This window comes from Novosphingobium tardum (genome assembly GCF_042652045.1).
Taxonomy (GTDB): Bacteria; Pseudomonadota; Alphaproteobacteria; order Sphingomonadales; family Sphingomonadaceae; genus Novosphingobium; species Novosphingobium tardum.
The window spans coordinates 896,521-919,602 of the sequence record NZ_JBHSDR010000006.1; the positions used below are offsets into that span (position 1 = coordinate 896,521).

22 protein-coding genes are annotated in these 23,082 nt (G+C 66.1%); 9 read left to right on the top strand and 13 right to left on the bottom strand.

Translation table 11 applies throughout. The features are described from left to right. Positions 1–4 precede the first annotated feature (4 nt). Together ACFO0A_RS12305 and ACFO0A_RS12310 are read left to right on the top strand one after the other, a co-directional pair. A complete protein-coding gene (locus tag ACFO0A_RS12305; protein WP_379539302.1) occupies positions 5–1,570 on the top strand; it encodes an AMP-binding protein in 1,566 nt (521 codons plus the stop codon). Next, the gene (locus ACFO0A_RS12310) at positions 1,567–3,090 is read left to right on the top strand and encodes an acyl-CoA synthetase (RefSeq protein ID WP_379539303.1); all 1,524 of its coding nucleotides are present in this window, start codon (positions 1,567–1,569) and stop codon (positions 3,088–3,090) included. Before ACFO0A_RS12305 ends, ACFO0A_RS12310 begins: the two co-directional genes overlap by 4 nt. On the opposite strand, the gene ACFO0A_RS12315 is transcribed toward ACFO0A_RS12310, so the two are convergent. Genes ACFO0A_RS12315 through ACFO0A_RS12325 form a run of 3 tightly spaced genes read right to left on the bottom strand, consistent with a single transcriptional unit; the run spans position 3,087 to position 5,321 of the window. Further along, on the bottom strand, positions 3,087–3,947 hold the full coding sequence (locus ACFO0A_RS12315) for an SDR family NAD(P)-dependent oxidoreductase (RefSeq protein ID WP_379539304.1): 861 nt from the start codon (positions 3,945–3,947) through the stop codon (positions 3,087–3,089). The two genes, ACFO0A_RS12310 and ACFO0A_RS12315, sit on opposite strands and share 4 nt — an antisense overlap. Further along, positions 3,940–4,440, bottom strand: coding sequence for an SDR family oxidoreductase (locus ACFO0A_RS12320; protein ID WP_379539305.1), 501 nt, complete (start codon positions 4,438–4,440; stop codon positions 3,940–3,942). Before ACFO0A_RS12320 ends, ACFO0A_RS12315 begins: the two co-directional genes overlap by 8 nt. Then, positions 4,440–5,321, bottom strand: a complete 882-nt coding sequence (locus ACFO0A_RS12325; RefSeq protein ID WP_379539306.1) for an SDR family oxidoreductase — start codon at positions 5,319–5,321, stop codon at positions 4,440–4,442. Before ACFO0A_RS12325 ends, ACFO0A_RS12320 begins: the two co-directional genes overlap by 1 nt. A gap of 77 nt (positions 5,322–5,398) precedes the next feature. Between ACFO0A_RS12325 and ACFO0A_RS12330 the strand changes: the two genes are divergently transcribed. The 5 genes from ACFO0A_RS12330 to ACFO0A_RS12350 are packed head-to-tail and all read left to right on the top strand — an operon-like array spanning position 5,399 to position 9,420. Further along, positions 5,399–5,827, top strand: coding sequence for a nuclear transport factor 2 family protein (locus ACFO0A_RS12330; RefSeq protein ID WP_379539307.1), 429 nt, complete (start codon positions 5,399–5,401; stop codon positions 5,825–5,827). 31 nt (positions 5,828–5,858) lie between these two features. Further along, positions 5,859–6,317: a MarR family winged helix-turn-helix transcriptional regulator gene (locus ACFO0A_RS12335; protein WP_379539308.1), complete on the top strand. Its 459-nt coding sequence runs from the start codon at positions 5,859–5,861 to the stop codon at positions 6,315–6,317. Further along, on the top strand, positions 6,314–7,378 hold the full coding sequence (locus ACFO0A_RS12340) for a phosphotransferase family protein (protein WP_379539309.1): 1,065 nt from the start codon (positions 6,314–6,316) through the stop codon (positions 7,376–7,378). The genes ACFO0A_RS12335 and ACFO0A_RS12340 overlap by 4 nt, the downstream gene beginning before the upstream one ends. 12 nt (positions 7,379–7,390) lie before the next feature. Continuing rightward, a complete protein-coding gene (locus ACFO0A_RS12345; RefSeq protein WP_379539310.1) occupies positions 7,391–8,677 on the top strand; it encodes an acyl-CoA dehydrogenase family protein in 1,287 nt (428 codons plus the stop codon). Then, the gene (locus tag ACFO0A_RS12350) at positions 8,674–9,420 is read left to right on the top strand and encodes an SDR family NAD(P)-dependent oxidoreductase (protein ID WP_379539311.1); all 747 of its coding nucleotides are present in this window, start codon (positions 8,674–8,676) and stop codon (positions 9,418–9,420) included. Before ACFO0A_RS12345 ends, ACFO0A_RS12350 begins: the two co-directional genes overlap by 4 nt. Before the next feature lie 3 nt (positions 9,421–9,423). Here the strand turns inward: ACFO0A_RS12350 and ACFO0A_RS12355 are convergent, their stop codons facing one another. Beyond that, entirely contained in the window at positions 9,424–10,404 is a 981-nt protein-coding gene (locus tag ACFO0A_RS12355; RefSeq protein ID WP_379539312.1) for an aldo/keto reductase, read from the bottom strand. 80 nt (positions 10,405–10,484) lie between these two features. Here ACFO0A_RS12355 and ACFO0A_RS12360 point away from each other — a divergent pair, with 80 nt between their 5' ends. Then, positions 10,485–11,462: an NADPH:quinone oxidoreductase family protein gene (locus ACFO0A_RS12360; RefSeq protein WP_379539313.1), complete on the top strand. Its 978-nt coding sequence runs from the start codon at positions 10,485–10,487 to the stop codon at positions 11,460–11,462. A 12-nt stretch (positions 11,463–11,474) separates the two neighbouring features. On the opposite strand, the gene ACFO0A_RS12365 is transcribed toward ACFO0A_RS12360, so the two are convergent. Genes ACFO0A_RS12365 through ACFO0A_RS12395 form a run of 7 tightly spaced genes read right to left on the bottom strand, consistent with a single transcriptional unit; the run spans position 11,475 to position 19,107 of the window. After that, complete coding sequence (locus ACFO0A_RS12365) at positions 11,475–12,455, bottom strand: NAD(P)H-dependent flavin oxidoreductase (protein WP_379539314.1); 981 nt, start codon at positions 12,453–12,455, stop codon at positions 11,475–11,477. 4 nt (positions 12,456–12,459) lie between these two features. Then, on the bottom strand, positions 12,460–13,848 hold the full coding sequence (locus ACFO0A_RS12370) for a wax ester/triacylglycerol synthase domain-containing protein (RefSeq protein WP_379539315.1): 1,389 nt from the start codon (positions 13,846–13,848) through the stop codon (positions 12,460–12,462). Between the two features lie 7 nt (positions 13,849–13,855). Beyond that, positions 13,856–14,794, bottom strand: a complete 939-nt coding sequence (locus ACFO0A_RS12375) for an NAD(P)H-dependent flavin oxidoreductase (protein ID WP_379539316.1) — start codon at positions 14,792–14,794, stop codon at positions 13,856–13,858. Further along, positions 14,788–15,783, bottom strand: a complete 996-nt coding sequence (locus tag ACFO0A_RS12380; protein WP_379539317.1) for an acyl-CoA dehydrogenase family protein — start codon at positions 15,781–15,783, stop codon at positions 14,788–14,790. The genes ACFO0A_RS12375 and ACFO0A_RS12380 overlap by 7 nt, the downstream gene beginning before the upstream one ends. 2 nt (positions 15,784–15,785) lie before the next feature. Next, a complete protein-coding gene (locus ACFO0A_RS12385) occupies positions 15,786–16,982 on the bottom strand; it encodes an acyl-CoA dehydrogenase family protein (RefSeq protein WP_379539318.1) in 1,197 nt (398 codons plus the stop codon). Position 16,983: 1 nt separating this feature from the next. Further along, complete coding sequence (locus ACFO0A_RS12390) at positions 16,984–17,772, bottom strand: enoyl-CoA hydratase-related protein (RefSeq protein ID WP_379539319.1); 789 nt, start codon at positions 17,770–17,772, stop codon at positions 16,984–16,986. Between the two features lie 36 nt (positions 17,773–17,808). Continuing rightward, the gene (locus ACFO0A_RS12395; protein WP_379539320.1) at positions 17,809–19,107 is read right to left on the bottom strand and encodes an FAS1-like dehydratase domain-containing protein; all 1,299 of its coding nucleotides are present in this window, start codon (positions 19,105–19,107) and stop codon (positions 17,809–17,811) included. 73 nt (positions 19,108–19,180) lie between these two features. Between ACFO0A_RS12395 and ACFO0A_RS12400 the strand changes: the two genes are divergently transcribed. Then, complete coding sequence (locus ACFO0A_RS12400; protein WP_379539321.1) at positions 19,181–20,686, top strand: class I adenylate-forming enzyme family protein; 1,506 nt, start codon at positions 19,181–19,183, stop codon at positions 20,684–20,686. Between the two features lie 11 nt (positions 20,687–20,697). Here the strand turns inward: ACFO0A_RS12400 and ACFO0A_RS12405 are convergent, their stop codons facing one another. Beyond that, entirely contained in the window at positions 20,698–21,918 is a 1,221-nt protein-coding gene (locus ACFO0A_RS12405) for an acyl-CoA dehydrogenase family protein (protein WP_379539322.1), read from the bottom strand. Positions 21,919–21,921: 3 nt separating this feature from the next. Continuing rightward, positions 21,922–23,019 (bottom strand): acyl-CoA dehydrogenase family protein, encoded by a 1,098-nt coding sequence (locus ACFO0A_RS12410; protein WP_379539323.1) that lies wholly within the window; start codon positions 23,017–23,019, stop codon positions 21,922–21,924. Positions 23,020–23,082 lie beyond the last annotated feature (63 nt).

The following is a 23,082-nucleotide window of genomic DNA, read 5'->3' on the forward strand; positions in this document are numbered from 1 at the left end:
GCACATGCGCGAAATCTACGGGCCGACTTTGGCCGGTCTCTATCGGGATGGCGCGCAGCGCGCCGCCGACCGCAGGCTGGTCGTCGTCTCGAATGTGCGTCCGGCCGATGTTTCCCTTGGCGAACTCCATGCGCGCGGCGAGATCGCTGGCGCAAACCTGCGCGCGCTGGGGGTGGAGCCCGGCGATGTCGTGGCGGTTCAGCTTCCGGCATGGTCCGAATGGCTCGTCGCGGCGGTGGCGGCGGCGCATTGCGGAGCGGTGCTGCTACCTGTGGTGTCGATCTATGGCGCCAGGGAGCTTGGCTTCATCCTGCGCCAGTCGCAGGCGAAGATCCTCATTACCCCAGATACCTTCCGCAAAGCCGACTTCGCCGCGATCGTTGCGGACTGCGGGCCGTTGCCCGCCCTTGCCCACCACGTCGTCATAGGCGCGGCACCGGCGGGCACGGTGCCGTGGAGTGAACTGGAACGGTCGGTCCCGGTCCAGGAAGCCCATTCCTCTAGTCCGGACGACATGGCCATGCTCGTCTATACTTCGGGCACGACTGCCGACCCCAAGGGCGTGCGTCATTCGCACCGCACCCTCATCGCCGAACTATCCGCGACAGCATGGCAGCGCCGCGCGATTCCTGACGAGCGCATCTTCTCGCCATGGCCTCCCGGGCACGTGGCCGGCGCGATTTCGTTGATGCGCTTCCTTGCCGGCGATGCGTCCATGGTCCTTGCCGACCAGTGGGATGCCGGCACGGCCGCCGAACTGATCGAACGCCACGCGATCAATTCCAGTTCGTTCACCCCGTTTCACCTGTCCGGCATTCTCGACGCGGCCGATCGCGATCGGCGCGACTTGTCGAGCCTCACCAATTGCCTCGTCGGCGCAGCGCCCGTTCCGGCGGGCCTGATCGCCCGGGCCGAGGCGCGAGGCTTGCGCCCCTATCGCAGCTATGGCTCGAGCGAGCATCCCACCGTTACCGCCGGCAATTCCGACGATCCGATCGAGAAGCGCCTTGGCACCGAAGGCCGGCTGACCCGCGGAAATGAGATGGCATTCGTCGACGAGGAGGGCCGGTTCCTGCCCGATGGCGAGGAAGGCGAACTGGTGACCCGCGGGCCGGAGCTGTTTCTCGGCTACTTTGACGCCTCGCTCGATGCCGAAGCGTTTCTGCCGGGCCGCTGGTTTCGCACGGGCGACATTGGCCGCCGCGATGCCGATGGCTACCTGGTGATCACCGACCGCAAGAAGGACGTCATCATCCGCGGCGGCGAGAATATTTCCTCGCGCGAGGTCGAGGACATCCTGTTCACGCATCCCGACATCGTCGAGGCCGCGGTCGTCGCTGCGCCCGACGCGAGGATGGGCGAGGTCGTCTGCGCCTTCGTCATCGTCCGCCCGGGCGCGCAGCTGACCCTGGGCAGCGTGGCCGAGCATTTCGCACAGGCGGGAATCGCCCGCGCAAAGACGCCCGAACGGCTGGAGATCGTCGAGGACTTCCCGCGCAACGCAACGGGCAAGGTGCTCAAGCATCAGTTGCGCGCTGCCGCGCGCGCGATCGCCGGGCAGGCAACATGACGCATCCCCGCATTCATGCCGAAGCCTTTCCCGAGCGGCTGGCGATCGTGATGAGCGATACCGGGAAGTCAGTGACGTGCGGCGAGCTCGAAAAGGTCGCCAATCAGGGCGCGCAGCTCTTCCGCTCGCTCGGCATCGAAACGGGCCAGACCGTTGCGGTCTGGCTGCCTAACTGCGTGGAGTTCCTGTGCGTGTACTGGGCGGCGCAGCGAGCCGGCCTGTACATCACGCCTGTGGCGACCGCCCTGACCGGCGAGGAAGCGCACTACATTCTCGACAACAGCGAGGCGCGGCTGCTGGTGAGCTCCGACGAGATCGCCGGACTGGCGGATATCGAAGCAAACCGGCCATCGAAGCTGGCGCACATCCTTCGCTTGCATGAGTGGTACTCAGCCATCGCGGCGATGCCATCCACGCCGATCGCCGACGAGAGCGCGGGCTTTCACATGGTCTATTCCAGCGGCACCACGGGCCGGCCCAAGGGCATTCGCCTGCCCCTTGCGGGCGGCGATCCCACCGCTCCGCACATGCTGGCCGAGCGCGCGGCGCTCAACTACGGCATCGGCCCGGGATCGGTCTACCTGTCGCCGGCACCCCTGTATCATACCGCACCCATCGCGTTCTGCACCTCTTGCCACCGCCTGGGTGCAACCGTCGTGGTAATGCCAAGATTCGATCCCGAAGCCTGGCTTCAGACCGTCGAGCGCTACAAGGTAACCGTGACGCAAATGGTGCCGACGATGTTCGTGCGCCTGCTCAAGCTGCCGGACGCGGCCCGCCTGGCTTACGACGTGTCCAGCCTGCGCCACGTCATCCACGCCGCGGCGCCATGTCCGGTGGAGATCAAGCACCGCATGATCGAATGGCTCGGCCCGATCATCCAGGAATACTACGGCGGTTCCGAGGGCAACGGATCGACCAACATCACGGCCGAGGAATGGCTGCGCAAGCCGGGTTCGGTCGGCAAGGCAAGCTGGGGCAAGATCCATATCTGCGACGACGAGGGTAACGAGCTTCCCCCGCACGAGCCGGGCATCGTGTATTTTGAGGGCGGCTGGGACTTCCAGTATCTCGGCGATCCGGACAAGACCCGCGACAGCCGCCACCCGCGCCATCCCGGCTGGTCCGCGCTCGGCGACATCGGGTACCTCGACGAGGATGGTTATCTCTTCCTCACCGACCGCAAGAGCTACATGATCATTTCCGGCGGGGTGAACATCTATCCGCAGGAGGTGGAAAACCTGCTGATCACGCACCCCAAGGTCGCCGACGCGGCGGTGATCGGCGTGCCCAACCCCGATTTCGGCGAGGAAGTGAAGGCCGTCGTCCAGCCGCTCGATCCCGCCGACGCGACACCCGCATTCGCGCAGGAACTGATCGCGCATTGCCGCGCGCATCTGTCGCCGGTGAAATGCCCGCGTTCGGTCGATTTCGACATGGCGCTGCCGCGGCTGGACAACGGGAAGCTCTACAAGCGGCTGCTCAAGGATCGGTACTGGGGCAAGACCGCCAGCGCCTAGCCTCCGAAGTCGAGCCCCTCGTTCAGCGTCCACTTTCCGTTGCGCCCACGCACCCAGCCCGACCCGGCGAAGGTCCCGCCATCGATCGGCAAGAGGATGCCCGTGACATAACTGGCCATCGCGCTGGAGAGAAACACCGCCGCATCGCCGCATTCGAGATCGACACCTTCGCGCAGCAGCGGAATGACCCGATTCATGGCGTCCACTTGTTCGGCCGAGCGCTGCCGCCACGTCGCGGGATCGACGGGTCCGGACCGATTGCCGCTGCTGCCCGGCGTAGTGGTGTGATCGGGCGCGATGCAGTTCACCCGTATGCCATCCTGCGACAGTTCGAGCGCCATGGACTTGGTGAAGCTCACCATGCCCGCCTTGCATGCGGCATAGACCGAGAAGTTCGGCGCGGCGCGGCTCGCCTCGATGCTGGCGACATTGACGATGGAACCGCCCCGCCCGCCTGCGGTCATCAGCGGCGCCGCGGCGTGGGTCGCGGCAAGCATCGAGACGAGATTTATGTCGATGTGACGGCGCCAGCTGCGCTCGGACTGTTCGAGGAACGGCCGGGCGGACACGCCCCCGGCATTGTTGACCAGGATGTCAAATCGCCCGAACTCGGCATGTGTGGCGGCGATCGCCGCGCGCAGCGCGTCGGTATCCATGACATCGCCTGGAATTGCGAGTGCGCGTCCGCCTGCCTCACGGACGCGGGCGGCCGCCTCCTCGGCGCGTTCGGGAAAGATGTCGAACACCGCCACGTCAGCCCCGGCCTCCGCCAGCCGCAGCGCGATGCCTCGCCCGATCCCGCCTCCGCCGCCTGTGACGAACGCGGCCTGCCCTTGCAGTCGGATTCGATCAGTCATCGAGTGCGACCCCAGTCACCATGCCCGTGACATAGGCGGCGTAATCGCTGAGCAGGTACGCCGCCAAAGTTCCGAGGGTGGGCGAATCGTGTGCGGCGAGAACCGTGTTCACCCGGATGCCGTCGCGCGCCCACTCGACGCCAAGTGTCTTGGTGAGATTGGCAAGCGCGCCGGCAGCGGCCGCCTGGGCGGCGCCCGCCGACTGTTCGGGAGAGCCGACGAAAAGTACGGCGCCTCCGCGCCCTGCCGCACGGCGTTCGGCGGCAAAGGCGCGCGCGGAGAAGAACCGCTGATCAAGCCCGTCGTCGAGCATTCGCCGCCAGTCGGCGTGCGCGATTGCCTGCGCCGGACGGCAATCGGGCGGCGACGCGACGTGGACGAGCAGTTCGCTGGGTCCATCCTCCACTACTACTGCGCCCCGCGCCGCAAGCGCGGCCGGGATACCGCGATCGGGCCCGATGACGCGCGCGCTCCTTCCTGCCAACCATTCCATCAGCGCCACTCCCACGGGCCACCCTCGCGCTCGCGCGGTGGAATGAAATCGGGATTCATCAGCGAGCGGCGCAGGCTCTCGCCGCCATCCTGCACGATTACCTGGCCGGTCAGATCGCCAAGCAGCGGGGTGCAGGTCATCGCAGAGAGCCAGCCGAATTCGCGAATGCGGCCAGTGCGACCAGCGGGAATCATCCCCTGCAGCGGTTCGAGGCCGTTACGAGACGAAACGGCGCTTGATCGTTCGTGGGGAAAGAAGCCCGCAGCCACCGCGTTGACCCGGATGTCGTGTGGCGCCCATTCGCGGGCCAGTGCGCGGGTCATCGTCGCCTGCGCGGTCTTGGCGGCGGCCGAGTGCGCATCTCCGGGAAAGCCGGTCCAAATGTATTGCGCGGAATTATTGATGATCGCCCCGGATGCTCCCGCCGCGATGCGGCGCCTGGCAAATTCGGTGGAACACAGGAACGTCCCGTCGATGGCGATCCGCGTGACCGCGTTCCACGCGTTGGCCGAAATGTTTTCGGCCAGCACCGGAAAGTTCGCGCCCGCGTTGTTGGCAAGCAGCGATACCGGACCCAGCGCGGCCTCCGCCGCGTCGAACGCCGCCGCCACCTCTTCGGGCGAACGAACATCGCAACTTGTCGCGAACGTGGGCACCCCAAGCGCCGCGCACTGCGCCGCGCCCTCCTCGGCCCGCTCGATCGACCGGCCAAGAATCGCGACGGCCGCACCGCCTTGGGCAAAGGCCAGCGCCATAGCCAGCCCCATCCCCGAGCCGCCTCCCGAAACCAGGACAACCTGGCCCGCGAAGATATCGGCGGGATAGGGCGGTCGGTCGAACGGCGGCGGTTCTGGCACTATGTGGTGTGCAGGTACAGGCATTGCAGGTCTCTCCCGAAGTGAAGGCTTGTGCCGGGCCGGCGAGCCTGTCAAGACATGGTGCACCAAGTGAGATATCTATGGACCAATCAGAAGCACTTGCGCGCGAAGCGATCCGGGACCTTCTCGCGCGCTACACGTATGCCGGAGACCGGGGGCGGATTGCCGAACTCGCGGCCTGCTTCGCGCCGGACGGCGTGCTGGAATTTCCCGGTTCGCGCGCCGAGGGGCCGGAGGCGATTGCCACCGCACTCTCGGCCGGAGCGCCGGTCGAAGGACGCACTTTCGTGCGCCACCATATCACCAACCCGCTGATCATCGTTCAGGGCGAACGCGCCGAGGCGCGCAGTTACTTTGCGGTCACGAGCGACAACGGCCCGGATCACAGTGGCACTTACGTCGACGCGCTCGTTCACGATGGCGGCCGGTGGCTTATCGCGTCGCGCAAGGTCCGGATCGACTGGCAAGCGCCGTCTTCCCTTTTCCGCCCGATGGTGACCCGCACTTGACACCATAGTGTCATCATGACACCAATGTGCGATGTCGTCGTCTCATTCCTATCTGATCGTCCTGCTCGACGCCATCATGCGTACCGGAGGAAGGCTGCGCGAAGCGTTTGCCGAAGCGCGCCAAGGCATCGCCCTCAGCCAGATGGAGCAGACCGTGCTCACGGCGGTGGTAGAGGCGCAGCGGCCGCCGACGGTCCCGCAGATCGGACGCGCGCTGGGCCATCCCCGGCAGGTCGTGCAGCGGGCGGCAAACGCACTCGCGGAACGCGGCCTCATCTCGCAGGCGCCGAATCCCGACCACAAGCGGGCAAACCTGTTGTTGCCAACTGACGCCGGCACTCGCCTTCAACGCCGCGCCAACGACCGCGCCGAGGAGATCGCCGAACGCCTCATCGCGAACCTCGACCCTGCTGAAGTGCGCGAGGCAACCCGCCTGCTGGGCAGCATCCGCGCGGGCCTTCATTCGCCGGAACGGGGAAGTCCTGCATGATCGACATCGCGCTACTCGCCGACCCCGCTCGGCTCGCGCCCTGGCTCGACCGCCATGTTCCGCAACTCGGCGATGGGCCATTGCGGATCGGGCAGCTTCACGGCGGCACCTCCAACGTGATCCTTACCCTCGACCGGGGCGGGCTCACGATGGTCCTGCGTCGCCCCCCGGCGGTTCCGCCCCCGGGCAGTGAGAAGGGGATCATGCGCGAGGCGCGCGTCCTGACGGCGCTCAACGGAACTGCCGTGCCGCATCCGCACTGCCATGCCAGTTGCGCCGATCCGGCGATCATCGGCGCACCGTTCTATGTGATGGAAAAGGTTGACGGCTGGGCCGCCGAGCTGCGCGACGGCAAGATCTACAATCGCCCGCCCTTCGATACCGCACCAAGCGCTTACGGCATCGGCTATGCCATGATCGACGGGCTGGTCGCGCTCGCCAACGTCGACCACGTCGCGGTCGCACTTTCCGATTTCGGCCGCGCGGATAACTTCCTCGAGCGTCAGGTCGATCGCTGGGAGGGCCAGCTCAACTCGTACCCCCGGCTCTACGGCTATGAAGGCCGCGAGATACCGGGCTTCGCCTATGCCCGCGACTGGTTGCGCGCGAATATTCCCGACGACTTTCGCGCCGGCATCATCCACGGCGACGTCGGCACGCCCAATGCGCTTTTCGCCTTCGATCGCCCGGCGAGGCTGACCGCCCTGATCGACTGGGAGCTATCGACCATCGGCGATCCCCTGATCGACCTTGCCTGGTTCACCAACAAGCTTCGCGACGAGGATCGGCCCGACGAGATCGATCCCGACGCGCTTTACGATATTGCCAACTTTCCAACCCGGCAGGAGCTGGCGCGCTACTACGCCGCGGGAACCGGGCGCGACCTGTCGAACTTCGACTATTATTGCGTCCTTGCGCTCTACAAGGGCGGCTGCATCCTCGAATACAAAGTCGCGCAAAGCGCATGCGGGATCCTTTCACCCGAGACCGGACGGTTCTTCGATCGGCTGGTGACCACCAACTTTGCCCGCGCCGAAGACCTCTGCCGCCAGGCAGGATAACAACCGGAGACGATGCCCATGTGGTCCTTCCAGACTGATCCCGAATTCCAGGCGAAGCTCGACTGGATGGCCGAATTCGTGCGCACGAAGGTCGAGCCGCTGGACTACCGTTTCCCCGGCCACGGCGCGGTCTATGATGTTGCGAATGCAGAAAGCCGCGCCGCGATCCGCCCCCTGCAGGACGAAGTGCGCGCGCAAGGGCTGTGGGCCTGCCACCTCGGGCCCCATCTTGGCGGACCCGGCTATGGCCAGGTCAAGCTCGGGCTGATGAACGAGATCCTCGGGCGTTCCTACTGGGCCCCGACAGTCTTCGGCACCGCCGCGCCCGATACGGGAAATGCCGAGATCCTGGCGATGTTCGGTACCGATCAGCAGAAGGCACGCTTTCTGCAGCCGCTGATGGACGGGGACATCGTGTCCTGTTTTTCGATGACCGAGCCGCAGGCCGGCGCGGACCCCAAGGAATTCGTCTGCAAGGCCACGCGCGACGGAGACGAATGGGTCATCGAAGGCGAGAAGTGGTTCTCGTCTAACGCACGCTTTGCCGCATTCCTGATCGTCATGGCGGTGACCGATCCCGACGCCGCCCCGCACGAGAGGATGAGCATGTTCATCGTGCCGACTGACACCCCGGGGATCGAGTTCGTCCGCCACGTAAAGGTGATGGGGGACGATCACGCTGGCGACGGCGGCATCCATGCCTACCTGCGCTACAACCGGGTGCGGGTTCCGCTCGACGCGATGCTGGGAGGCTCCGGAGAAGGCTTCAAGGTGGCGCAGGCGCGTCTTGGCGGTGGCCGTGTCCACCACGCGATGCGCACGGTCGGCAAGTGCCAGCGCGCGCTCGACATGATGCTGGAACGCGCGGTGTCGCGCCGCACCCAGGGCAAGCTGCTGGCCGATCACCAGTTCGTGCAGGGAATGATCGCGGACAGCGCCATCGAACTCGCCCAGTTCCGCTTGCTGGTACTCCACACCGCCTGGACGATCGACGAGATCGAGGCCGGGCGCCTGCCCCACGGCGCCTCACGGACCGGGATCGCGATGTGCAAGGTGCAGATGGCCAAGGTCTATCACGACATCGTCCAGCGGGCGATCCAACTCCACGGAAGCCTGGGAGTGACCCTGGAACTTCCGCTGGCCGAATGGTGGGGCGGAGTGATGAGCCTTGCGCTGGCCGACGGACCGACGGAAGTGCACAATGTTCAGGTTGCCAAAGCCCTCCTGCGGAACGCTGTCCCTGCCAAGGGCCTGTTCCCCAGCGAACATATTCCCACGCGCATGGAGCATGCCGCATGATCCCCGATCCGCTGTTCGATTTCACCGGCAAGGTCGTCCTCGTCACCGGCGGCAGCCGCGGCCTGGGCTATCGCATGGTCCGCGCCTTCGCCGAACGCGGCGCGGACGTGGTCGTGGCCAGCCGCAAGCTCGAAAACTGTGAGGCGGTGGCCGGTGAAGTGCGTACCCTCGGGCGCCGGGCGCTGGCCGTTTCCGCGCACGTCGGTCGCTGGGCGGAATGCGATGCGCTGATCGAGGCGGCCTACGCCGAATTCGGCCGGATCGACGTGCTGGTTAACAATGCCGGCATGTCTCCGCCCTGCCCCAGCCACGAGATGCCCGAGAGCCTGTTCGATTCGGTCCTCAACCTCAACTTCAAAGGACCCTTCCGGCTCGCCAGCCAGATCGGCCATCGCATGGCCGACGGCGACGGCGGATCGATCGTGAACATCAGTTCGACAGGCGCGCTTATGGCATTGCCCATGGTAGTTCCCTATGGCGCGGCCAAGGCCGCGCTCAACGCGATGAGTGTCTCTCTTGCCCGCGAGTATGCCCCGAAGGTGCGCGTCAACACGATCAGCCCCGGGCCGTTCCTGACGGACATCGCCGAAGCATGGGAGGCAGAGAAGCGCGAACGCCAGCCGGTCGCGCTCGGTCGCCCAGGCCATCCCGAGGAGATTGTCACAGCAGCGCTGATGCTCGCCAGCCCTTCGTCGTCTTACACCACCGGCGCGCTCGTCCGCGTCGATGGCGGGCAGCAGTAGCCGCTATTGGTGGCCGAGAACGGGATGGGGGACGTATGGCGCTTCCAGCCTCGCCATCTCGCTTTCATCCAAGGTAAGCGACAGCGCCGCGATCGCATCGTCAAGCTGGGCGGCCTTCGTCGCCCCTACGATGGGCGAGGTGACGCCTGGTTTGGCCAGCAGCCATGCCAGCGCAACCTGCGCGCGCGGGACGCCGCGTTCGGCGGCGACTTCACCAACCGCATCGACCACCTTGCGATCCTGGTCGGCGGTTCCACCATAAAGCATCGCGCCGAACTGGTCGGAACCCGAGCGTTCGGTCTGTTCGTCCCACGGTCGGGTCAGGCGACCGCGCGCAAGCGGGCTCCACGGCATTACGCCGATGCCCTCGGCGCGGCACAGCGGAAGCATTTCGCGCTCCTCCTCGCGGTAGAGCAGGTTCATATGGTTCTGCATCGAGATGAACCTGGTCCAGCCGTGCTTGTCGGCGAGATGAAGCATCGTCGCGAACTGCCAGGCGTACATCGAGGACGCGCCGATGTAGCGGACCTTCCCCGACTTCACGACGTCGTGCAGCGCCTCGAGGATTTCCTCCATGGGCGTCGTCGGATCGAGACGGTGGATCTGATAGAGGTCGATGTAGTCCGTACCCAGGCGGCGCAGGCTGGCGTCGACTTCGTGCATGATCGCCTTGCGCGAGAGGCCGGTCTGGTTCGGGCCCTTGCCCATCGGCCCTGCCACCTTGGTCGCGATGACGAGCTCGTCGCGACGCCCGAACTCCTTGAGCGCGCGCCCGGTAAATTCCTCGGACGATCCGTTGGAATAGACATTCGCCGTGTCGAAGAAGTTGATACCCGCTTCGATCGCCTGCCGGAAGAATGGCCTGCTCGTCCCCTCGTCCAGAACCCAGCCGTGGCCTCCGCGCGACGCGTCGCCATAGCTCATGCAGCCAAGGCAAAGCTGCGAGACCTTCAGTCCGGACTTGCCCAGTCTGACGTACTTCATTCGGATTTCTCCCAATTCGCGGGCACCGCGCACTGAAATCCGGGCTTGCTCCCCCGCGCCGGCCAAAGCAAGGTTTGCCGATGACCCTCGCCGTAATCGCCGACCAGTTCGGGCCGCCCGAGACTTATTCGCTGCGGGAGATCGAGCTTCGCGAGCCGGCGCCGGGCGAGGTGCGGATCGCCATCAAGGCAGCGGGGATCAGCTTCGTCGACGTGCTGACCGCGGGGGGCGGATATCAGGTGAAGCCTCCGCTTCCATTCGTTCCAGGCAGCGAAGCGGCCGGGCTGGTCACCGCAACGGGCAGCGCGGATTGCGGCTTCGCCGCTGGTGACCGGGTGGTCTGTTCCGGCTGGGGCGGGATGTTCGCGACCGACGCCGTCCTGCCCGCTGCGGCGGTAAGGATGCTGCCCGCCGCGCTCGATTTCTCGGAAGGAGCCGTCTTCCCGGTCAGCTACGCGACTGCGTGGCATGCGCTGGTCGACCGTGCCCGGCTTGCCCGCGGGGAGACGCTGCTCGTCTTGGGCGCGGGCGGGGCGACCGGCTATGCCGCCGTCCAGGTCGGCAAGCATCTGGGTGCTACCGTGGTCGGCTCGGCCTCCATCCCGGAAAAGCGGGCGCTGGCGCTTTCAGGGGGCGCCGATGCGGTGGTCGATCCCAACGATTCCGATTGGCGCGAGGCGGTGCGCACGGCCGCAGGCGGGCGCGCGGTGGACGTGGTGTTCGATCCGGTCGGCGGCGCCGCGACCGAGCCCGCGTTCCGCTCGCTCGGCTGGGGCGGCCGGCATCTCGTCGTCGGCTTTCCCGCCGGAATGACCGCGCTGCGCACCAACCTCGCACTGATCAAGGGCGCCAGCCTGGTCGGTGTCGATATCCGCCAGTTCGGCCAGTTCGAGCCGAACAGGGCCGAGGCCAATCGCAACACGGTCTTCGCGCTGGCGGCAGACGGCGTCCTGCGCCCGCCGATCGCAAGCCGCTATCCGTTGGCTCAGTTCGCGGCAGCCATGAACGAAGCGGCGGCGGGCGCCACCGCCGGCCGCGTCGTTCTCACGATGGAATGACGGGGCGCTAGCCTAGGCCAGCATCCCCTGAAGCCGCTGCCGGATGATCGCCTCGGCATCGCTGACGATGCGCGTCAGGAGCTCTTCGCACGTGGGAATGTCGTGGATCAGGCCCTGCACCATTCCCGCCCAGAACACGCCCTTGGACAGGTCGCCCGTGTCCAGCAGTTCCTTGCCGGCGACCCCGCTTACCAGTTCGCGCACATCCTCGAACTTGGCGTCGGGTTCGGCCAGGCGCCGGACGACTTCCTCGCTGACCGGGCTCTTGCCGACGCGGGCGGTGTTGCGAAACTGCCGGAAGATCAGAAAGCTGCCGCGCTCGTCATTGTCGACATATGCCTGCTTCACGTTGGGATGGATCTTTGCTTCCTGCGTGGCGCAGAAGCGCGTGCCCATGTTGATCCCGTCGGCACCGAGCGCGAGCGCCGCGGCAAGACCGCGCCCGTCGCCGAAACCGCCCGAGGCGAGCATCGGAATCTTCACCTTGTCCGCTGCGGCGGGGATCAGGATCAGGCCCGGAATGTCATCCTCGCCCGGATGCCCCGCACATTCGAACCCGTCGATCGAGATGACGTCGACCCCGGCTCGTTCCGCCGAGAGGGCATGCCGCACCGCCGTGCATTTGTGCAGGATCTTGATCCCGTGGGGTCGAAGCTGCTCCCAGATCTCGCGCACCGCGGGGGTGCCGGCGGTCTCGACGATCTTCACCCCGCCATCGATGATCGCCTGCGCATAGGCCTTGTAGTCGGGCGAATTGATCGTCGGAAAGACCGTGAGGTTCACGCCGAACGGCTTGGCCGTCATCGACCGGCACAGCTCGATTTCGTCGCGAAGCGCCGCGGGCGTCGGCTGGGCGAGTGCGGTGAGGATGCCGAGGCCGCCGGCATTGGAGACGGCGCTGGCCAGGCCCGCGAGCCCCACGTTCTGCATCCCGCCCTGGACGATCGGATGCTCGATCTCGAGCAAGTCGGTGATGCGTGTCCTGAAAGCCATGCGTCTAGTCCTCGATTGATGTCTGGTTGTTGCCCAGGGCGGCGTATTGCGCAAACCCCTCCTCGAATCCGCGGGCGATCGCCCGCGCTTCGGCGATCTTCGCCGCGTCGGTGATCACTCCCATGTCGAGATTGGCGCCGCTGCGCCGCGAAGTGATATTGGCGAAGCGGCCGCTGCCGATGATCGGCACGGGAAAGTTGTGAAGCTGGCGCCAGCCCATGAAGCGGCGCTCTGCAGCGGGGCCCGGCACGTTCGATAGTGTCACGTTACCGGGGAGCACGCGCCCGCCGCTGCCGTGGAGCCTGGCAAACGTCGCCCTGCGATCGCGCGCGCCAAATGGCTTCTCCAGCGCATCGAGAAGCGCTTCGTCATAGGCGGTCCGCCGCATTTCTGACCGCATCGATGCCTGGATCGCGTGAAGCCGGGCGATTGGATCGGAAAGGTTCGTCGCAAGGTGAGGATGCATGGCGACGATCCGGTTGCCGAACGATCCGTGCTCAGCGCGCCGGTAACTGCGCGCGGTATTGACCACGAGTGGCTCGGCAGGAAGGGCGCTCTCGCTCGCAAGGACATCGTGCAGTCCATGGCTGGCGCATGCCAGGAACAGATCGTTTACCGTCGCGCCGAGCCTGCCGGCGACCGCCTTGAAGGGTTCGAGCGGGATGCTCACCGTGGTGTACGAGCGCCGGTTCGACGTCGCGCCGCCTAAGTCGAGTGCCGGCGTAGCGGCGCGCTCGCCGGCCAGTGGTTCGAGCGCGGCAAGCGCCTGCTTGCGGGTCGCCGATTGCGCCCCCCGTAGGCCCTCTTCCGCTGCGAATCGCGCTTCGGCGATCCGCCGCCATTCGTCCTCGCCGGGCAGCGTTGCATCTGCGGTGCGCGGCGGAACAGGCGGAGCCTCGTCGCTCAGCAGCCGCAGTACCTCCTGGAAGCCGATCCCGTCGGCAACGCAATGGTGCATCTTGAAATAGATTGCCGCGCGATCGTCGCGAAGGCCTGTGAAGACATAGGCAAGGAAGGGCGGAGAGGTGAGGTCGAGCCGGATCATGTTGCGCTCGGCAACCGCGGCATAAAGCGCGGCATCGTCTGCCAGCGGCATGTCCTCGGCCATTACGAGCCGGTCGAGGTCGGCCCCGGCCACATCGACCCAGACGTCCGAATCGAACCCCTCAGGCGACTGGAAAAGCCGCACGAGCAAAGGCGTGGCCGGCAGCCGCTCGGCAAGCTGACGGCGGAAGGCCGCGGCGAGGCCGGCCTTTTGCGCTTGGGGGACCTCGAGCATCAGCAAGGCGCCGACGTGCATCGGTGATGCGTCAGTCTCGCTCAGGACCATGAAATGATCGTCGGGGCGCATGCGCCGGACGCCGGGCGCGAGAAGATCGCTTGCGCTGCTCATGCGCCCATCAGTCGCCCCAGGCAGAGCTGATCTCTGCCAGCCTGGCGCGCCATGTGGATTGCGGGACGCGCGCCGCGAAGTCGTGCGTCAGGCGCGCGACCAGCTTATCGACCGGCTCGACCCGGTCGATCAACGCCACGCTTTGGCCGGCGCTGTAGATGTCGCGCCACGGCCGCACGCCTTCGGGCATGGCTGTCCGCACATTCGGCAGGGTCGCAATGTCGAGCCCAGCCTGCTCCACCGATTCCCGGATCCAGTTCGCTGGCACCCCGTTCATGGCGGCTGAGGTAACGATGCGGTCGATGCCGGTTTCAGGGATCATCTCCCGGTGTCCGTCCACTACACCGCTTTCGGGCGTGGCGATGAACCGCGTGCCCATGCAGGCAATGTCGCCGCCAAGTGCCAGGGCGCCTGCCATGCCCGCCGCATCGGCGATTCCCCCGGCGACGATGATCAATCCGTCGTAGATGCGCCGGACCGCCGGCACGAACGCGAACGGAGTGAGGAAACCAGTGTGCCCACCGGCGCCCGAACAGGTCAGCATCAACCCGTCGACGTTCGCGGCCAGCGCCTTTTCGGCGTGGCGCATGGTCGTGACGTCCTGGACCACCCTTCCGCCCCAGCGATGAACCCGCTCCGCCAGCAAGGCCGGGTCGCCAAGGCTCGAAAGAACCAGCGGCGCGCGATACCGTTCGAGCAGCGCCAGTTTCTCCTCGCCGGTCGCCTCGCCCGCGATCCGCGCGGGCAGGTTCACGATCGGCGGCGCACCCTCCGCCTCATCCAATCCGGCAAGGTATCGCGCGAATTGATCGGTCGTGGTGACGGTTCCGCCCTGCCAGCCGGCGATGACCCCCGCGCGCGAGCATGCGACGGCCAGCGGCACCGAGGAAGCGAAGCTCATCGGCGCGCACATCAGCGGCAGGGCGAGCTTGCTGAAATCTACCAACCCGCCATCTCCGCTGCCCGCGCGCGATGCTCGGGCGGGCTGCCGAGCCACGCACGGTCGTAGATCGCCCGCCTGAACCAGTAGTTCAGCCCATACTCCCAAGTGTATCCGATTCCCCCATGCGCGGCGATCGCGGCGCGCGTGGCACGAACATAGACGTCGGCCAAATGCGCCTTGGCGATGGCGGCGGAGCGCGGCGCATCGGCGAGACCCGCGTCCCAGGCATAGGCGGCATACCATACCAGCGCACGCGCCGGCTCGACGTCGAGCGCCATGTGGGCGAGCTGGTGCTTCAGGCCCTGGAAGCGGCCGATCGGCTGGCCGAACTGTTCGCGCGTCTTGGCATACTCGACCGAAAGGTCGGTGCACTTCTGCGCTCCGCCAAGCGCGTCGGCAGCGACGAGCACCAGCGCGGCGTCGAACAGGCGAGCGACGTTGGGATCCCCCGGAGCTAACAGTTCGCTGTGCTTCCCGCCGCTCAAGGCCACCCGCGAAATCGGACGGCTGCGGTCGGTCGACACGACCTCCTCGACAGTGACGTCGTCACCCCTCTCGACCAGCGAGATTGCGCCGTCGCGGCTGCCGGCGACGAACAGGTCGGCGCTCGAAGCTGCCTGGACGAGTGCGCTGTCACCCAGCGCCAGCGTCGCGATCCGTGCGCCGCTGACAAGGTCATCGAGCAGTCCGCGGGGTGCGCGGTCGCTCTGCGCGACAGCCCAGACCGCCAGCATCTGTCCGATCAGCGGGCCGTTTCCAGCCGCTTCGCCAACAACCTCGCAGGCAAGTGCCGCCTCGAGCAAGCCCATCCCGCTTTCGGGCAGGAGCGTCCCCGCGAGGCCAAGCCCCATCAGGGCATTCCAGCTCGGACGATCAAGATCCGCCGTGCCGTCGGCAAAGGCATGCAGCCGCTCGAGCGGCCAGACGTCGGCCAGCGTGCCGCGCACCGCATCCTGGATCGCGACCTGTTCCCCGGTCAGGTGGAAGCGCATCGTCAGCGCTCTCCGCTCATGGCGAGGTCGCGCGGAAGGCCAAGGCCGCGTTCGGCGATGATGTTGCGCTGAATGTTGCTCGCGCCTCCCGCGATCGAATTGCCAAGGCTCCCCATGATCTGGTCGAGCCATTTGTTCGGACCGCGCGGCCCCTTACCGCCCTTGGCCGGCTCGATCAGGCCTTTCTCGCCGATAAGCTCCTGCGCCAGCAGGGCAATCTCGTGGCCGATTTCAGTCAGCAGCAGCTTCATCATGAGCTGCAGCGGCCCGGGATCGTCACCCGCCGCCGCGTTCGAGAAAAGGCGGAAGCTGGAATAGCGGTGGGCCATGACCCGCCCTTCGATCTCCACCAGTCGATCGCAGGTCAGCGGATCACCGATACGGCCGGTCTCTTTCGCCAGATCGACCAGCTTGCGGAACTGGCTGCCGAGCCCGTCGGCGCTGCCGATCGCGGCGCGTTCGTGCTTCAGCGTGGTTCGGCTGACATACCAGCCTCGTCCGCGTTCGCCGACCTGCCACGAGACCGGGGTTTCCGCGTTGTCGAAAAAGAACTCGAAGAACGTGCCCTCGCCGCTTTCCCCAGTCATCTGCCGGATCGGGCGGCGGGTGATGCCGGGCTGGTCGAGATCGATCAGCAGGTAGGTGATACCGTCATGCTTGGGCGCGTCGGGTTCGGTGCGCACCAGCATGAACATGTGCGTCGCGTAGCCGCCCTGGCTCGTCCAGATCTTCTGGCCGTTGATCACCCAGCGGGTGCCGTCGGGGGACAGTTCGCCCTTGGTCCGGACGCTGGCGAGGTCCGAGCCGGAGCCGGGCTCGGAATAGCCCTGGCCCCACACGTATTCGCCTTCCAGCGTCTTGCGGATGAAAAGCTCGCGCTGTTCCTCGGTGCCCTTTTCGAGCAACGTGGGGATGGTCATGTTGACCCCGTTCCCGCCGACCTCCATCGGCGCGCGGGCGCGGCTGAATTCCTCGCGGATAACCTGTGCGCGGATCACGTCGACCGGTTGCTCCGACCCGCCATAACGCTTGGGGATCGAGCGGTAGAGATAGCCACGCTCAATCGCCGCGCGGCGAAAGCTGCGGACATAGTCCTTCAGTTCCGCCCCCCGGCGCTCGCGCGGAAGCCATGCCCCGCTGAGGAATGCGCGGACCTCCTTGCGGAATGCCTCGGCCTCGGCCCCGTAGCTCAGGTCCATCCTAGCCGTCCTTCCTCTGGCTGGCCTTCCAGATTTGCGCCGTAGCCTGGGTCGAAAGCGTCATGTTGAGCGCCTCGGCATCGAGCGCGGCCTCGAACGCGTAATCCTCGGCATTGTTGAGATTCTGCTTCATGTAGCGAAAGCCCATGCGCGGGCCATCGGCCAGTCGCTGTGCGGCCTTGAACGTTTCTTCGCGCAGCGCGTCCTCTGCGAAGAGGCGGGTGTAAAGTCCTTTGGCAAATGCCTGTTCCGCGGTCAGTTTCTCGCCAAGAAGGAACAGTTCGCGCGCCACGCCCGTGCCCACGATCTTGGTCCAGAACCAGGTCGATCCAAAATCGCCCCCGGCGCCGATCCGGTCGAACGCAGTGAGAAAGCTTGCGCCCGGGCCGGCGAAGCGAAGGTCGCAGGCTCCAGCGATGCCGATTCCCGCGCCCGCTACCGGGCCATTGACCATCGCGATGGTCGGCTTGGGCATTTCGTGAAGGAGGCGTGCCGTCTCCATGAAACCACGCAACCGGGCAAAGCCCTGCTCGGTGCGGCCACCGCTGCCCGCGTTGGCGGGAACGACCGCCTTGTCGGCTCCGCCTTCCTTGAGGTCGCCGCCCGCGCAGAAACCCCTGCCGGCGCCGGTGATCACGACGCAGCCCACCGCCGGATCGCGCGCGGCGTCGGCCGCAGCGTCGGCAAGCGGGGCCATGATCGATGCGGTCAGCGCGTTGAGCCGGTCGGGCCGGTTCATCGTGATGAGGCGCACTCCGCCTTCGTCTTCGACGAGCACTTCGTCAGCCATTGCTTCCCCCAAAGGTCACTCGTCAGGCGAGCGTTATCACTTTCCGCCGAGTTCCCAATGCCGCGCCATCATCTGCGCCGCCTTCTGGGCGAGTTCGGCGGGCACCTGGGGATACATCGGCAGCGGATTCTCGCGCGACGGCAGCGCGATTGTCGCCGTGGCGCGCACGGTTTCCTCATCACGCTGGTTCACGAACTTGACCGCCACATCGACCAGGTTCTGGCCGTTCTCGCTGCGCTTGGCGAGAACCTCACCCGAAACCCGCTGAACGTCGCCCATGTAATTGAATTTGCGGATCTCGTCGTGGACATTGGTGATGATCGCGTCGTCGCCTGCCCAGTCGTTGAGATAGGCCCAGAGGTAGTTCTCGCGCATCACGCCATAGTCGTAGGCCATCGGGTTTCCGATCGCCTGGGCCCACTTCGGATCCCAGTGCAGCCGCTGCGCCACATCGGGCACGCCGTTCTCGTTCTTCACGTAGAACGCAGGAATGCGCTGGCGGTTCTTGTGCGCCAGCCGCCCGACGGTGGGGGCGTAGGGCACGAAGCCATAGCCGCCGGCGTGATAGCAGATCACGTCGGTGACCGTCAGCGGCCCCTTGACCTGAAGGCCCAGCGAGTCGCCCTTTTTGATGTCCTCGAACCACCGCTTGGCCGACCCCTGAACCTTCTCGTTGGCATAGATCTGCTCGATCTCGGCAAAGCTGTCGTCGTCCCACTGCGCCGGTTCGATCGCGGAATACTTGCCCTTCTTCACGGCTGTCTTGCGCTCGGTAAGGACCGACAGGATGCGATAGACGGCGACCACCTCGCCCCGCTGGTTCACCTTCACGTCGCGGCGGACCTTGATCACGGAACGGCCCGCGAATTCCGATTGCTTGACCTCGACGCTCTCGTCGCCATTGAAGCTGTAGATGGTGTCGCCGGGAAAGACCGGCCGGTAGAACTCCCAGTTCGACCCCGAGACGAACACGTGGATGCCCTTGAACAGGCTCTTGCGCAGTGCCTTGATCTCGTCGGGAACCGGATCGCCAAGCATCGGCTTGTTGATCTGCGAACACATCATCCCGGGCGCGATCACGCTGCCCCAGCGCGTCCTTCGGGCGTAGTCCGGATCGCAGAACAGCGGCTTGTCGTCACCGCAGCCGTGCGCGAAATTGCGGATGTTGTCCTCGGTCGCGGTCTGAATGTACTCGCGAGTCTTTGCCGCCTGGTCATACCCGAGAAGCTTGCGCTGGCGCTCGATGTCCTCGTCCGTGATCGAATAAGCGACGGCTTTCTGCCATTCCTCGCTCTGAAGAATATCGTCTTTCGGCGCCGTTGTGCCCTCAGCCATGCAAACTCTCCTTGCTCCCACTTGTATAACTAGGTAATATACGGGGAGAAGAGACGCAAGAGGGGATAGGGCCTTGCCAACTGCGATTGAAGTCAGGCGCATCAGCGATGCATTGAAGGTTCGCGCGGTGCACCAGGCCGACCAGATCGCGCATGACGACACCCGCCGCACCCTCACCTTCGCCCAGTGGGACCGCGAGGCCGACGAAGTCGGCGGTGGACTGGCGGCCGCGGGCCTCAAGCCGGGCGACCGCGTGTTCCTGCCGATCAGCAACGCTCACGCCGTCGAACATGCCATCGCGGTTTTCGCCGTGTTCCGCGCCGGCGGTATCGCCTGCCCGATCAATACCCGGCTCTCGCCCCGCGAGATCCGCGACTTCGCCGAACTTACCGGCCCGCGCTTCGCTTTGACGGACGACCCCGCGCTGCTCGCCGAAGTGCCCCTTGAGCGCGTTTGGCACGTCGACGACATGCCGCGCGATATCGGCGCTCTGCCCGATCAGACGAAGCTGGACGCAAGCGCCGATGCCGAAATCCTCGGCACGTCTGGAACGACCGGCAAGATCAAGGGCGTCGTCATCTCGCATCCCGACCTGATGAAGGGAGTGACGGGCACGAACATGGACCGAAGCCGCTCGACGCTCCACGCCCTTCCGTTCAGCGGGTCCGGAGGCAATCTCGGCGTGCTGATGCTGCCCGCGCGCGGCGGTGCCACGACCTACACCCAGCCCAGGTTCGACCCGAAGGGGTTCCTGGAACTGGTAAAGTCGCGCAAGCCCGACCTCGTCTACCTTGTCCCTTCCATGCTGCGCCTGGTGCTCGATCATCCCGACGCGGCGCAGTACGATTTCGATGGCGTGAAATACCTGATGACGGGCACCGCGCCGCTGCCCCACGACAGCGTGGTTCGCGCACTGGCGCTGTGGCCGCACGTGCGGATGCGCAACAGCTACGGCATGTCCGAAGGCGGGATCGGCATCATGACCACGACGCGCGAGCAGGTGCTGAAGCCCGGCTGCGTCGGCCGGCTCCCCGCCAACATGCAGTTGCGCGACGAGGACGGAAACGTGATTACCGCATCCAACGTCGTGGGAGAGATCTTCGGCTACCAGAAGCACTCGCGGCGGTACTGGAACGACCCGGAAGCAACGGCCGCCTCGTTCCGCGAGGGTTGGACGCGCAGCGGCGATCTGGGCTATCTCGACGACGACGGCGACCTCATCATGGCGGGCCGCTCGAAGGAGCTCATCATTCGCGGCGGGTACAACATCACGCCGATGGAGATCGAGACCGTGCTGCACCAGCATCCCGCGGTGCAGAACGCCGCAGTGGTGGGGATCGATCATCCCGTGCTGGGCGAGGACGTCGCGGCCGCGGTATCGCTGCGCTCCGGCGCCAGCGCCACGCCGGCTGATCTCGTCGCGTTCTGCCGTGAGCACCTGGCCGACAACAAGGTGCCGCGCACGATTTTGATCCTGCCCGAACTGCCGCACAATCCGAATGGAAAGGTGCTCAAGAAGGTACTGAAGCCTCTTCTCGAGAAAGAGGCCGAAGCGCGAAAGCGCGCCACAGCGACCTGAAGCGCAGCGCGTCAGCGCAGCTGGTCGAAGGGCACGTCCTTGTCCATCCGCACGTCGCCCGGCATCCCCAGCACGCGCTCGGCGATCTGGTTGCGCAGGACCTCGTCGGCCCCGCCCGCGATCCGCATAACGGTCGACCAGATGTAGTCCATCTGGATTTCGGCGGTGGCGGCATCGCCTGAGGCGGGCGCCATCGCATCCATCCCGCGCAGTTCCAGCGCGAGGCCGCTCGTCTTCTGGAGGCGGCGGGCGTAGGCCAGCTTGACCATTCCGGCGAGCGCGCCGGGGTTCTCGCCGCGCGAAACCATCGTCCGCAGCCGCGCCTGGAAGTACTTCTCAGCCTGCTCCTCGGCCAGGGCCTCGGCGAGCGACTGGCGAACGGCCCCGTTGTCGAGCGCGTTGCCGCCCATCATGTCGGGTGTCGCTACGGCATAGTCGAGCAGACCGGCGATCGCGCTCTTGTGGCTGCCGCTGCCGAGCCGTTCGCCCATCAGGACGGTCATGCAGCAGGCCCAGCCCTCGCCCACCGCGCCGATCCGCTGGCTGTCGGGAATCCGCACATCGGTGAGAAACGTCTCGTTGAAATCGGACGCACCGGAGATCTGGCGGATCGGGCGCACATCGATTCCCGGGGTCTTCATGTCGACCACGAAGAATGTCAGGCCCTTGTGCTTGGGCACCGTCGGATCGGTCCGCACCACCAGGATGCCCCAGTCGGTCAGGTGAGCCCAGCTCGACCAGACTTTCTGGCCATTGACGATCCAGTCGCCGCTGCCATCGTCGGCGCGGACGGCCTTGGTGCGCAGGTTCGCAAGATCGGAACCGGCGGATGGTTCCGAAAAGAGCTGGCACCAGGTGAGCTCGCCCTTGAGCGTCGGTTCGGCGAAGCGGGCGATCTGTTCGGGCGTACCGTGCTTGCTTATGACCGGCAGCGCCATCCCCGTCCCTATGCTGGTGAACGGACCCTTGGGCAGATGGTACTTGGACTCTTCCTCGGCAAAGACGACCGCCTCGATTACCGTGCCGCCCTGTCCGCCGACCGACTTGGGCAGCGTGATCCCTGAATACCCGCCATCATAAAGCGCGCGCATCCATGCGCGCCCGCGCTCGGCCTCTTCGGTATCGGGCAGGCGCACGCCATCGGGCATGAGGTGGGCTGGGGCATTCGCGGCCAGCCAGTCGCGCGCTTTCGCACGGAATGCGGCTTCTTCGGGCGTGTCGTTGAAATCCATGGATCAGGCCGCCTTGTGCGAAGTCGATTGCGAGCCGGGCTGCTGGCGGATCAGCCGATCGGCCCAGAAGCCGCGGTTGCCGACATTGACCGCCAGCAGCCGCTCGCGACGATAATAGAAGTGGCAGTTCGCCTCGAATGTGTAGCCGATGCCGCCATGCACCTGCAGGTTCTCGCGGGCAGCCGCCTCGAATGCCGAAATCGCGGTCAAGCGCGCCGCTGCGGCCGCCGCCGGCAGGTCGCCGGAGGATTCGTCGGCCGCCCAGCCGGCGTAGAACGCATTCGATCGCGCCAGTTCGACCCCTACGGCGACATCGGCCAGCTTGTGCTTGATCGCCTGATACGACGCCAGCGCACGGCCGAAGATCTGGCGCTCCATCGCATAATCGCGCCCCATGGTCAGGCAGGCTTCGGCAGCGCCCACGGCCTCGAACGCAGCCTGCACCGCAGCCCGGTCCAGCAATTCGTCCAGCTTGCCGGCGCCGGGCATGGGCTCCGCCACGGCATCAGAGAAATCCAGCCGATAATGAGGGCGGAGCTGGTCGAAGCTCTCAAGCCGCTTTCGGGTTACGCCAGGCTGGTTGAGTTCGACCAGTGCCAGGCCATCGCCGCATTGCACGACGGCAATCGCAGCGACGCCAGCATCGGCCACCGGCGTCTTGGTCCCGGTGATCGTCGTACCGGCGAGCGTGACCTTCGAGCCCAGAAGCGGTCCGGGGCCCTCGGTGCTGGCGAAGCAGCCGACGACCTCTCCCGTCGCCATCCGCGGAAGCCATCGCGCCTTCTGCTCGTCGCTTCCAGCGAGGCGGATTGCCTCGGCGGCGAGCACGATCGACGAAAAGAACGGGACCGCCGCGTTGACCCGCCCCAGCTCGGCCGCGATCACGCCGAGATCGAGCGCGCCAAGCCCGAGCCCCCCCGCATCTTCAGGCAGGTTTGCGCCGAGAAAACCCATCGCGCCGAGTTCGCGCCACAGCGGCTCGTCCCACTCGGCCCCGGCGTCGATCAGCGCGCGCAGGGAATCATAGGGAACCCGGTCGGCGAGCAAGTTGCGGGCTTGCTCGGCGAGCATTTTCTGTTCATCCGACAGGTCGAAATTCATCTTCCGGCTTCCTCGTTCCCCGCGTTCGAGGCATACTCACTTGTATAACCAAGTCAACTATGC